The organism is Tenacibaculum holothuriorum (assembly GCF_002120225.1).
Taxonomy (GTDB): Bacteria; Bacteroidota; Bacteroidia; order Flavobacteriales; family Flavobacteriaceae; genus Polaribacter; species Polaribacter holothuriorum.
The window spans coordinates 41,933-53,984 of sequence record NZ_LAPZ01000002.1 but is presented as its reverse complement, the minus strand read 5'-3'; the positions used below and the strand labels follow the sequence as shown (position 1 = coordinate 53,984).

14 protein-coding genes are annotated in these 12,052 nt (G+C 32.1%); 8 read left to right on the top strand and 6 right to left on the bottom strand.

Translation table 11 applies throughout. The features are described from left to right. Positions 1-2: 2 nt before the first annotated feature. From WH52_RS03000 to WH52_RS02980, 5 genes are all read right to left on the bottom strand, one after another. Positions 3-542: an RNA polymerase sigma factor gene (locus WH52_RS03000; protein ID WP_086029460.1), complete on the bottom strand. Its 540-nt coding sequence runs from the start codon at positions 540-542 to the stop codon at positions 3-5. A gap of 119 nt (positions 543-661) precedes the next feature. After that, positions 662-2,224, bottom strand: a complete 1,563-nt coding sequence (locus WH52_RS02995; RefSeq protein ID WP_086029459.1) for a S41 family peptidase — start codon at positions 2,222-2,224, stop codon at positions 662-664. Continuing rightward, positions 2,217-2,639: a deoxycytidylate deaminase gene (locus WH52_RS02990; RefSeq protein WP_262509540.1), complete on the bottom strand. Its 423-nt coding sequence runs from the start codon at positions 2,637-2,639 to the stop codon at positions 2,217-2,219. The genes WH52_RS02995 and WH52_RS02990 overlap by 8 nt, the downstream gene beginning before the upstream one ends. Positions 2,640-2,705: 66 nt before the next feature. Next, positions 2,706-3,287 carry a HupE/UreJ family protein gene (locus tag WH52_RS02985; RefSeq protein WP_086029458.1) on the bottom strand — a complete coding sequence of 194 codons (582 nt, stop codon included), beginning with the start codon at positions 3,285-3,287 and terminating at the stop codon, positions 2,706-2,708. 7 nt (positions 3,288-3,294) lie between these two features. After that, positions 3,295-3,756 carry an Lrp/AsnC ligand binding domain-containing protein gene (locus WH52_RS02980; RefSeq protein WP_198938365.1) on the bottom strand — a complete coding sequence of 154 codons (462 nt, stop codon included), beginning with the start codon at positions 3,754-3,756 and terminating at the stop codon, positions 3,295-3,297. Positions 3,757-3,911: 155 nt separating this feature from the next. On the opposite strand from WH52_RS02980, the gene WH52_RS02975 reads away from it, so the two are divergent. The 6 genes from WH52_RS02975 (at position 3,912) to WH52_RS15060 (ending at position 7,152) form a co-directional block, all read left to right on the top strand. Continuing rightward, positions 3,912-4,481: a DUF2975 domain-containing protein gene (locus WH52_RS02975; RefSeq protein ID WP_086029457.1), complete on the top strand. Its 570-nt coding sequence runs from the start codon at positions 3,912-3,914 to the stop codon at positions 4,479-4,481. Between the two features lie 4 nt (positions 4,482-4,485). Continuing rightward, entirely contained in the window at positions 4,486-5,001 is a 516-nt protein-coding gene (locus WH52_RS02970) for a DUF2975 domain-containing protein (RefSeq protein ID WP_086029456.1), read from the top strand. 2 nt (positions 5,002-5,003) lie between these two features. Then, a complete protein-coding gene (locus WH52_RS02965) occupies positions 5,004-5,210 on the top strand; it encodes a helix-turn-helix domain-containing protein (RefSeq protein ID WP_086029455.1) in 207 nt (68 codons plus the stop codon). Positions 5,211-5,250: 40 nt separating this feature from the next. Further along, positions 5,251-6,507: a Y-family DNA polymerase gene (locus tag WH52_RS02960; protein ID WP_086029454.1), complete on the top strand. Its 1,257-nt coding sequence runs from the start codon at positions 5,251-5,253 to the stop codon at positions 6,505-6,507. After that, positions 6,504-6,944, top strand: a complete 441-nt coding sequence (locus WH52_RS02955) for a LexA family protein (RefSeq protein WP_086029453.1) — start codon at positions 6,504-6,506, stop codon at positions 6,942-6,944. Before WH52_RS02960 ends, WH52_RS02955 begins: the two co-directional genes overlap by 4 nt. Positions 6,945-7,029: 85 nt before the next feature. Then, positions 7,030-7,152 (top strand): hypothetical protein, encoded by a 123-nt coding sequence (locus tag WH52_RS15060; RefSeq protein ID WP_262509539.1) that lies wholly within the window; start codon positions 7,030-7,032, stop codon positions 7,150-7,152. Positions 7,153-7,243: 91 nt separating this feature from the next. Here the strand turns inward: WH52_RS15060 and WH52_RS02950 are convergent, their stop codons facing one another. Continuing rightward, on the bottom strand, positions 7,244-7,654 hold the full coding sequence (locus tag WH52_RS02950; protein WP_086029452.1) for a BrxA/BrxB family bacilliredoxin: 411 nt from the start codon (positions 7,652-7,654) through the stop codon (positions 7,244-7,246). Between the two features lie 124 nt (positions 7,655-7,778). On the opposite strand from WH52_RS02950, the gene WH52_RS02945 reads away from it, so the two are divergent. Beyond that, positions 7,779-8,540: a TerB family tellurite resistance protein gene (locus WH52_RS02945; RefSeq protein ID WP_086029451.1), complete on the top strand. Its 762-nt coding sequence runs from the start codon at positions 7,779-7,781 to the stop codon at positions 8,538-8,540. Positions 8,541-8,647: 107 nt separating this feature from the next. Further along, on the top strand, positions 8,648-12,049 hold the full coding sequence (gene ileS, locus WH52_RS02940) for an isoleucine--tRNA ligase (RefSeq protein ID WP_086029450.1): 3,402 nt from the start codon (positions 8,648-8,650) through the stop codon (positions 12,047-12,049). Positions 12,050-12,052 lie beyond the last annotated feature (3 nt).

The window sequence follows — 12,052 nt, the reverse complement described above, 5'->3', positions numbered from 1 at the left end:
AATTAATTGTGTACTGTTTGAAAATAAATATCTTTTAATTTTTTTAATGCTCTGTGAACTTTCACTTTTACGGCTCCTTCAGAACTTCCTATAATTTCGGCTATTTGCTCGTACTTTATTTCTTGAAAACGATGCATTACAATAAGTTCTCTATCTGAACTATTAAGTTGTAACAATGATTTTTGTAAATGTTCTAATTCTTCAGTATTACTTTCGGTATGTAATTTTTCTTCAGAATTAAGAAGATCGTCTTCAATAATATTGCTTCGTTCTTTTTTTTGTTTTTGATAATAGCTAGAAAATATGTTTCGAGCTATGGTATATATCCAAGAAGTAAAATTCCCATTTTTATATGATGTTCTATATTTTAAAACTTTAATAAAAACTTCTTGAGTTAAATCTTCGCTAACCATTTTGTTTTGTAACATCTTATTGAAGAAATTATAGATGCGAACATTATATCTGTCAAATAGAACAGATAGTTTTTTAAGTTCTCCGTCAGCCACAGCTAACATTAATTCTTCATCGGTTAGATGTTTCAATGTGTTAGTTTTGATTAGTTTCTATCTTTAAAACCATCAATTTATAAAAAGGTTACATTTAGTTTGTGTTTTTTTGAAATAAAAAACCTCGTAAAAATTACGAGGCTATATAAAAGAGTTTATTTTGTTTCTAGTTCTAGTACTTTTTTAATCATACTATCGTCTTTATGACGAAGCATATACATGCCTTTGTCGTCAAATAATTCTCGAGCTATGAGTGTTTTTAAATTTTTTCTAATTGTGTTTTTGGTTTTGGTAGAAACTCTAAAGTCTCTCATTTTATCAAAAAACTGATTAGAAACGGTATGATTTTTATCGAAGTTATTTATAAAATCATCGATAGATAATTTAGAAAGCTTTTTTCGATTGTTATCTACATAATTAAACGCAAAACGATTTAATCTTCCGAAGAAAATGGTTGGAATATAATCGGTAGTATCTATTGGTACAAATACGTCTGGTACAATTCCGCCACCACCATAAACAGTTTTGCCTTTTGGAGTTTTGTATTGTAAGCTATCTACAATTTTTATACTGTCTTTATGAAAAAGCTCTCCGTTTCTTAATCGAAGTTGTAAGCCTTGATTGTATTCGCTTTGTTCAGCCTCACTTTCTTTTTTATATGGTTTTTGAATTGAACGCCCCGTTGGTGTATAATAACGAGCAGTAGTTAATCGTACTGCAGAACCGTCACCTAAATCCATTTCTTGTTGTACAAGCCCTTTACCAAAAGAACGACGTCCAATAATAGTTCCTTTATCATTGTCTTGTAAAGCACCAGCTACAATCTCTGATGCAGAAGCAGAGTTTTCATCAATTAAAACATACAAACCTCCTTTTTCAAAATCTCCTTTATAAGTAGCGAAAGATTTGTCTACATCTCCTTTGTTGTTTTTCGTGTAAACCATGAGTTTACCATCTTCTAAGAACTCATCAATAATTTTGTTGGCGATGTCTATAAATCCACCACCATTTCCTCTTAGGTCAAGTACGAGATCAGTCATTCCTTCAGTAAGTAAGTCGTCTAGAGAAGTTTTAAATTCTTTATATGTATTACGAGCAAAACGATCTAATTTTATATAACCAATGCTGTCGTTTAGCATATAGGCTACATCAACACTTTTTATGTTTACTTTACCACGATTGATGGCTACATTAAAAAGACTATCATTTGTTTTACGATAAATTTGTAAGTCAACCTTGGTGTTTGGTTTACCCTTAAGAGCTTTCATTATTTGAGAAGTCTGAAGCTGTTTCCCATGTAACGTATCGTTGTTGGCTAATAAAATTCTGTCTCCAGCTTTAATTCCTTGTTTTATACTTGGGCCTCCTTTTATAGGTTGAATCACAGCAATAGTATCTTCAATCATTCTGAATTGAACTCCAATCCCTACAAAATTACCTTGCATATTTTCGGTAATGGCTTGTAGGTTTTCTTTTGGAATATACACCGAATGCGGATCGAGTTTTTCGAGCATTTGAGCAATAGCATCGTCTAATAAATCGTCTGTATTTACTTGATCAACATAATCTTGTTGAATGTAATTGATAAGACGTTTTATTTTTTGTTCGTTTGCCGAAGATTTGGCAATTAAATTTCTACCCGAGCTAAAAAAAGTTCCGATAAGAATTCCAAAGACAACAGCTATTGAAAAATATATAGGTAAGTTATTTTTATTCATGTGGAATATGCATCAGTTCTACACCAGCTTTTTCTAAAAATTCTAATCCAGAAGTATCTCTATATCCATTAGAATATACAACACGTTTAATTCCTGCTTGATGTATAAGTTTACTACATTGCTGGCAAGGAGATAGTGTAATGTATAAAGTTGCTCCTTTACACGATTGTGTTGAAGCGGCTACTTTTAAAATAGCATTTGCTTCTGCATGCAACACATACCATTTTGTATATCCTTCTTCGTCTTCACAATAGTTTTCAAAACCCGACGGAGTTCCGTTATATCCATCAGAAATTATCATACGATCTTTAACAATTAAAGCACCTACTTTTTTACGTTTACAATGTGATAGTTGTCCCCATTCGTAGGCCATTTTTAAATAAGCCTTGTCGTATTTTAATTGTTTTTTATCCACAAAGAATTTTATTAGAAAGCTATAACGCTAATGTACTTAGTTTTATGATAGTTGTACGTTAATTTTTTACCAAAAAACACGGTCTATCATCATTTGCATTGCGAAGCCAATTACAATAGATGAAGCTACTAAAATCCAATCTCTACGATTTACTCCTAATATTGATTGTAGTAATGAGCCTACTAATAAAATAGCAGCAACGATGATAACCTGAGCTGCTTCTACACCTAATGCAAATTCAAGTAAAGGGAAGAATTTATCAGTTGTTTTTCCAATCATCATTTTAAAATAATTAGAGAATCCTAATCCGTGGATTAATCCGAAGAACAACGCAAAAAATAAATTCTGATTGTCTTTTCCTACGGATGCTTTTTTAGCTGTTAAAACATTCATTACTCCAGTAATAAAAATAGTTAGTGGAATTAAGAATTCAACCAAATCGGCTCTCACATTTAATACTCCGTAAGCAGACAAGGCTAAGGTTATTGAGTGTCCAATAGTAAATAATGTGATAAGCCATAAAACTTTTTTCCATTGTTTAAATTGATAAACAACAGCTAACACAATTAAAAATAAAATATGGTCATAGGCTTTAATGTCTAAAACATGAAATAAGCCCATTTTAAAGTAAAAAATGAAATCGTTCATTTAGGGGTTAAATTTTTATTTGACGGTCTATTTGTTGGTCTAAAGATATAAAAGTTTCTGTTCTCGAAACTCCTTTTATGGTTTGTATATCCTTGTTAAGAAGGTGCATTAAGTCTTCATTGTTTTTACAAAGAATCTTTATGAAAACTGCATAGTTACCAGTAGTGTAGTGACTTTCAACAACTTCGGGTATGTCTTTAAGACGTTTTATTGCTGAAGAATATAAACTGGCAGAATCTAAAAAAACACCCACAAAAGCAGTAGTTGTATACCCTAAAGCTTTTGGATTTAATGTCATTTTAAAGCCATCAATTAAATCAGATTCTTCTAATTTACGTAATCGTTGATGAATAGCAGCTCCCGATATACCTACCTCGCGAGCAATACTTAATATAGGTGTACGAGCATCTTTAACCAATCGTTTAATGATGATTTTATCGATACCATCTATTTTTATTTTCTTACTCATAAAACAAAGGTAGGTATACTTTGTTAATGAAACAATTTACTTTGTTTAAATGCCTTTGTGGTGTTATTCAGTAAGTAAATGTTTTAAAAAGATAAAAAATTATTGTTTTTCAACAATTTTATTATATTTGTATCGCAATTAATCAAATATAAAAGATGAAGAAAGTATTAAGTATTTTAAAGTTGTTTTGTACGCTATTAGTGATTAGTGTAGGTTTTAAGTTTTTAGAAAAACTATTTGAAATGATTCATTATGCTGTCTATGGAGGGAAAAGACCTGAGGTGTTTAAGGTTGTAATTCCTGAAGATTGGAATGTAGGAGTTTACTATTTCTTAACTATAATGTCACTCTTGGTAATAGCGTACCTAATTTATTTAATTGTAGTTTTTAGAAAAGTGATTTTTAATTTTTCAAAGGATAAGGTTTTTACCAGAGAGAATAGTGAACGTTTAAACAGTGTAGGAAAAGGGTTGATTGTATATGGTATATTGTTTCTTGTATTTAGTGTGTTTTTAAATATGGCATATGTGTTTCAATTAAATGAGTCTATAAACCCAATGGGGTATGATTTAGCTAAAAGTAAAAGTTACAATTTAGGAGCAGCTTTAGGTAGATCAGTTAGAGGTAATCTTGCTGTTTTTGTAGTAGCACTATTTATACAGTTTATATCTTTTATAGTGGTAAAAGGAAATGAATTACAAGAAGAAAACGATTTAACGATTTAGAAAAATGAAAACACAAAGAATATTAAATATTATGAAGTTTTTTTCATGGTTTGCCTTTGTAGGGCTAATGATTAAAACGGGAGTTATAACGGTTGCTTATTTCTTAAGTATTAAGAATCCAGAAGTTTCAAAAAATATATATGACGGAATCAATCTTTTTGAATACCGAGAATATAGTTTTGTACAGTATTCATTTATAGTAGGGTATAAAGTTTTGCTGTATGCAGCTGAGGCATATATTGCTTTTTTAGTAATTCAACTATTAAGAAGTTTAAATGTTAAACGTCCATTTAGCATAGATGTTCAAAAATTTATGCAGCAAATTAGTTACGGGATATTTTATTTATGGGTTTTAGCCATTGTACATAATACACATATGCAATTGATAGGAAAGAAATACGATTTTCAAATGAGTTTGTTTTCGAGTGATTTTGTGTTTTTATCTGCAATCATATTTATTTTTGCTCAAATTGTAAAAAGAGGTATTGAAATTCAACAAGAAAACGATTTAACAATTTAACTATGCCAATAATTGTAAATTTAGATGTGATGCTTGCTAAACGGAAGATGAGAAGCAAAGATTTGGCAGAAAAAATAGGAATTACTACCGCAAATTTATCCATCTTAAAATCGGGTAAAGCCAAAGCGATTCGCTTTTCAACCTTAGAAGCAATTTGTAAAGCGCTCGATTGTCAACCAGCGGATATTTTAGAATATTCAGAAAAGTAAATTCAACAAAAGAAGATAAAGAATTATTACCTTTACACTAATGTTTGCTTTAGTAGATTGTAATAATTTTTATGCTTCTTGTGAACGGGTTTTTAATCCGAATTTACAAGGAAAACCAGTTGCTGTTTTAAGTAATAATGATGGTTGTGTAATCTCACGAAGTGACGAAGCTAAAGATTTGAATTTACCTATGGGAGCTCCTATTTTTAAATGGGAAAAATTCTGTAGCGATAATAACATATCGGTTTTGTCATCTAATTATCCGTTGTATGGAGACATGAGTGAGCGAGTAATGAAAATCTTAGCACAATTTACTCCCGATGTTGAAGTATATTCTATAGATGAAGCTTTTTTACAGTTTAAAGGATTTGAGAATTACGATTTTCAATCCTATGGAAAACAAATTCGAAATAGAGTTTTACAATGGACAGGAATTCCAACCTGTGTAGGAATAGCACCAACAAAAGCACTAAGTAAAGTAGCGAATAAAATAGCTCGAAAATTCCCCAAGGAAACAGGAGGTGTGTACGTAATTGATTCCGAAGAAAAAATTAAGAAAGCATTACAATGGATGCCAATAGAAAAGGTGTGGGGAGTTGGAAGAGGTTTGCAAAAACGATTGTTGGCTAAAGGATGTGTAAAAGCATACGATTTTATTCAATTAAATGATGATTGGGTAAAGAAAAACATGGCAATTACAGGTTGGCGTCTTAAAAAAGAATTAGAAGGAATTCCTAAGTTAGCATTAGAAACTCGAGAAACTAAAAAAGCAATTGCTACTACACGAAGTTTTGAATATACCTTTTCTGATATTGTAAATATAAAAGAACGTATTTCTACATTTGCATCGAGTTGTGCCGAAAAATTACGAAGACAAAATACCAGTTGTCATATGATGATTGTAATGCTTCGTAGCGATCGTCATAAGAAAGATAGTGTACAACATCGAGTAAGTAAAACGGTATTGTTCTCATATCCAACAAATTCAACATTAACGTTGAGTAAACAAGCTGTTTTAGCGGTTGAAAATATTTTTAAAGAAGGAGTAAAGTACAAGCGAGCTGGAGTGATTGTTACAGGTTTGGTGCCTTCAGATAATTATCAGTTAAATATGTTTGCTGCTGAAAATCCGAAGCATCAATCTTTAATGAAAACGATTGATAAGTTAAATACAAAGTTGAAAGCTGATAAGATTAAATTAGCAAATCAAGATCTACAACGAACTTGGAAGATGCGTCAAGAGCGCTTATCACCAAAATACACCACAAGTATTAACGAAATAATTGTAGTAAAATGAGTCTAAAAGAATCTCAAAACCTAATATTTTTTACACCTAAAAATGAAGCAGGTAATGGAGCTGTTTTTGTTGATATTGGTATTTCAGCAGGGTTTCCATCGCCAGCAGACGATTTTAGAGAAACGCGTATTTCGTTAGATGAAGAACTGATTCAGAATAAAGAAGCCACTTTTTTTGCAAGAGTTAGTGGGCAATCGATGATTGGCGCTGGTTTAGATGATAACGATTTATTGGTGATCGATAGAAGCATAGCACCAGAAAATAATAAAATAGCGGTTTGTTTTTTAGATGGTGAGTTTACTGTGAAACGATTACGAGTAGAGGGAAATGAGGTTTGGTTAAAACCTGAGAACCCTGATTATCCAATTATAAAAATTACAGAAGAAAATAATTTTATCATTTGGGGAATTGTAACCAATGTGATTAAAAAAGTATAAAAAATTAAAGTAATAATCAAATTATCTTAGAATAAGAATATATTATCAATCATTAGAAACCCGTTAAGGTTTAAAATAAATTATTATGAATAAATTAGAATTATTTTTCGAAAAAAAAGAAAAAAGAATAGTTGCATTATTCCTATTTGGAGTTTTTATAGGAGGAGCTATAACGATCTATTTATTAGCTGCCGGAAAAATTAGTTAAACTATTGTCTTAAGTAATAAAAAAATCCAGCACTTAGCTGGATTTTTTTGTCTTATTCTTTAATCTAAAAAGTCTTGTTTGTAAATAAATATTAACAAAACTCATCGTAAGCTGCTGCTAAATTTTGAGCAATTGCTTGAGCCGAACGACCTTCAATATGATGACGCTCTAACATGTGTACTAAATTTCCGTCTTTAAATAAAGCAATAGCAGGAGAAGAAGGAGGAAATGGAATCATATATTCTCTAGCTTTTGCAGTCGATTCTTTTTCAACACCAGCAAAAACTGTTGTTAAATGCGTAGGAGCTTTGTCGGCACCTAAAGAAGCAATTGCTCCAGGTCTTGCTGTACCAGCAGCACAACCACAAACCGAGTTTACCATTACTAAAGTAGTTCCTTCTTTGGCTAAAGCGTTATCAACATCTTCAGCAGTATATAAAGCTTCAAAACCAGCATCAATCAATTGATCGCGCATTGGTTTTACTAATTCTTCTGGATACATATTTATGAATTTTTATTGCTGCAAAGATATTCATTTTTAGTAGAATGCTAAAACAATCATAAAGCCTAAAAGTTCGTTAAAAAAAGTTGAAAACTGAGTATATTTACGCTTTTAAAATAAATACATGGGAAAATTTGCAAAATGGCTCGGAGCTGGAGCTGGATTTACAATGGGAGGTCCTATTGGAGCAATTTTAGGATTTGTTGTAGGGAGCTTTATCGACGGATTAAGTATTGAAGATTTAGCAGAAGAACAGCAAGAATACCAAAGAAATACACAGCAGCAGGCAAGAAGAGGTAGAGCAACTTCTGGTGATTTTGAAATAAGTTTATTAATTCTAGCATCTATCGTAATAAAAGCTGATGGGAAAATAGATAGGAGAGAGCTAGATTATGTACGTATGTACTTCGTTAAAATGTATGGTAAAGAACGTGCTAATCATGCGTTTAAACTGTTTAGCGGAATTATGAAAAAGCAAATTTCTACACGACAAGTTTGTTTGCAAATCCGTCAGCATATGTCACATTCTACACGTTTACAATTGCTCCATTTTTTATTCGGAATCGCACAAGCAGACGGACAAGTAATAGCTCCTGAAGAACAAGAAATAAGAAAAATTGCAGGCTATTTATATATCAACGAATATGATTATGCTTCAATAAGAGCTATGTTTTACGACAGTTCAAATAGTGCATATCAAATGCTTGAAATATCTAAAAATGCAACCGATGATGAGGTAAAAAAAGCTTACCGAAAGATGGCAAAGAAATATCATCCAGATAAATTACAAGGATTAGGAGAAGAACATATGCAAGGAGCACAAGAAAAATTTCAAAAAATACAGGCTGCATATGAGAAAATAAAAAAAGAACGAGGAATGAATTAGTAAAAATTAACGCTTCTGCAAAAGGAGCGTTTTTTTATGCGATAAACCCAACAATTACAAGAAAATACGTAATTTCGCAAATTCAATAATACGAACGATAAAAAAGTATGAAATTTACTGAATACAAAGGACTTGATTTACCAAAAGTAGCAGAAGAAATCTTAAACTATTGGGAGGAAAATAACATCTTTGAAAAAAGTATAACTTCACGTGAAGGAAATAAACCATTTGTGTTTTTCGAAGGACCACCTTCAGCAAACGGTTTACCAGGAATTCACCACGTAATGGCACGTGCTATTAAAGATATTTTTTGTCGTTATAAAACTCAAAAAGGATACCAAGTAAAACGTAAAGCTGGGTGGGATACTCATGGTTTACCAGTAGAACTTGGTGTTGAAAAAGAATTAGGAATCACCAAAGAAGATATCGGAACCAAAATTACCGTTGAAGAATACAATACAGCGTGTAAAAAAGCGGTTATGCGTTATACTGATATTTGGAACGATATGACTCGTAAAGCAGGGTATTGGGTAGATATGGAGAATCCGTATGTAACTTACCAGCCAAAATATATGGAGTCTGTTTGGTGGTTGTTAAAACAAATTTATAACAAGGAATTATTGTATAAAGGCTATACAATTCAGCCATATTCTCCAAAGGCAGGAACTGGATTAAGTTCACACGAATTAAATCAACCAGGAACCTATCAAGATGTAACTGATACTACGATTGTAGCACAGTTCAAAGCAATTAAGGAAACGTTACCTGAATTTTTACAAGTAGAAGGAGATGTACATTTCTTAGCTTGGACAACAACTCCATGGACACTTCCATCAAATACAGCATTAACTGTTGGACCTAAGATTGATTATGTGTTAGTAAAAACATTCAATCAATATACATTTGAGCCAATTCAGGTTGTATTAGCTAAAAACTTAGTAGGAAAGCAATTTGCTGGAAAGAAGTTCAATAAAGTTGAAAACGAAGCAGCTTTAGCTAATTACAATGCGGGAGATAAACAAATACCTTATACAATCGTAAAAGAGTTTGTTGGTAAGGATTTAGTAGGAATCAAATATGAGCAATTATTAGATTATACATTGCCATATCAAAACCCAGAAAATGCATTTAGAGTAATTTCTGGTGATTTTGTTACTACGGAAGATGGTACTGGTATTGTACATACAGCCCCAACTTTTGGTGCAGATGATGCTTTAGTGGCAAAACAAGCAACTCCAGAAGTTCCACCGATGTTAGTATTGGATGAAAATGAAAATCCAGTGCCATTGGTAGATTTACAAGGGAGATTCAGACCAGAAATGGGTGAATTTGCAGGAAAGTATGTGAAGAATGAATATTATGAAGCTCATGAAGTTCCTGAAAAATCTGTAGATGTAGAAATAGCTATTAAATTAAAGACAGAAAATAAAGCCTTTAAGGTTGAAAAATATGTACACAGTTATCCGAATTGTTGGAGAACTGATAAACCAATTTTATACTATCCATTAGATTCTTGGTTCATCAAAGTAACCGATGTAAAAGATAGAATGTTTGAGTTAAACGAAACAATCAACTGGAAACCAAAATCTACTGGAGAAGGCCGTTTCGGAAACTGGTTAAAAAATGCAAACGATTGGAACTTATCTCGTTCTCGTTTCTGGGGAATCCCATTACCAATTTGGAGAACTGAAGATGGAACTGAGCAAATCTGTATCGGCTCTGTTGAAGAACTAAAATCAGAAATGACAAAGGCTGTAGAAGCTGGAGTAATGAGCGAAGATATTTTTGCTGATTTTGAAGTTGGAAATATGTCAGATGAAAACTATGATAAAATCGACTTACATAAAAATGTAGTTGATAAAATCACCTTAGTTTCATCAACAGGAAAACCAATGAAACGTGAAAGCGATTTAATTGATGTTTGGTTCGATTCAGGTTCTATGCCGTATGCGCAATGGCATTATCCGTTTGAAAACAAAGAATTAGTAGACAACAAAGAGTCATATCCAGCAGATTTTATTGCAGAAGGAGTAGATCAAACTCGTGGATGGTTCTATACGTTGCATGCAATCGGAACCATGGTATTTGATTCTGTAGCATACAAAAATGTAGTATCTAACGGATTAGTGTTAGATAAGAATGGGCAAAAAATGTCTAAGCGTTTAGGTAATGCGGTTGATCCGTTTGAAACCTTATCAACTTTTGGTGCAGATGCTACTCGTTGGTATATGATTTCAAATGCAAATCCGTGGGATAATTTAAAGTTTGATATTGGAGGAGTAGAAGAGGTAAAAAGAAAATTCTTCGGAACTTTATATAACACGTATTCATTCTTTAGTTTGTATGCGAATATTGATAATTTCACCTATGCAGAAGCTGAAGTTCCATTAAACGAACGTCCTGAGATTGATCGTTGGATTTTATCAGAATTAAATACGTTGGTGAAGAATGTAGATGCTTTTTATGCAGATTATGAGCCTACGCGTGCAACACGTGCAATATCTGACTTTGTTCAAGATCATTTAAGTAACTGGTACGTGCGTTTATGTAGAAGAAGATTCTGGAAAGGAGAGTATGCACAAGACAAAATTTCAGCATATCAAACATTATACACCTGTATGTTAACGGTAGCTAAATTAGCTTCACCAGTAGCACCATTTTATATGGATAGATTGTACAAAGATTTAGTAGCAGCAACAGGTAAAGAAGAATTTGAAAGTGTACATTTAGCAAACTTCCCAGAATACAACGAAGCGTTAGTAGATAAGTCGTTAGAACGTAAGATGGAAAGCGCGCAAACTATTTCTTCATTAGTCTTATCCTTAAGAGCTAAAGAGAAAATTAAAGTGCGTCAACCACTTCAAAAAGTGATGATTCCTGTATTAAATGCAACTCAAAAAGAAGAGATTTTAGCAGTGGCTGATTTAATAAAATCAGAAGTAAATGTTAAAGAAATTGAGTTAATGGATGATGCTTCAGATATCTTAGTAAAACAAATTAAGCCAAACTTTAAAGCGTTAGGTCCAAAATTTGGAAAAGATATGAAGTTGATAGCGAGTAAGATACAGTCTTTTGGGCAAGAAGAGATTTCTAAAATAGAAAAAGATGGTGCTATTTCTATTGAAATTAACGACAAAATGATTACCTTAGAGACCGCTGATGTAGAGATTTCGTCTAAAGATATTGAAGGGTGGTTAGTTGCCAATGCAGAAGGAATTACTGTAGCGTTAGATGTAACAATAAACGACGATTTACGTAGAGAAGGAGTTGCGAGAGAGTTAGTGAATAGAATTCAAAATGCCAGAAAAGACTCAGGTTTAGAAGTAACTGATAAAATAAAATTAACTATCTTAAATTCTGCTGATTTGCAAGAATCAGTATCTGCAAACGAAACATACATTAAAACAGAAACATTAACAAATGAGTTGGTTTTTGTTGGTGCATTAGAAAATGGTACAGAAATTGAATTCGATACCATTAAAAGTAAAATGTTAATCGAAAAAATATAGCAC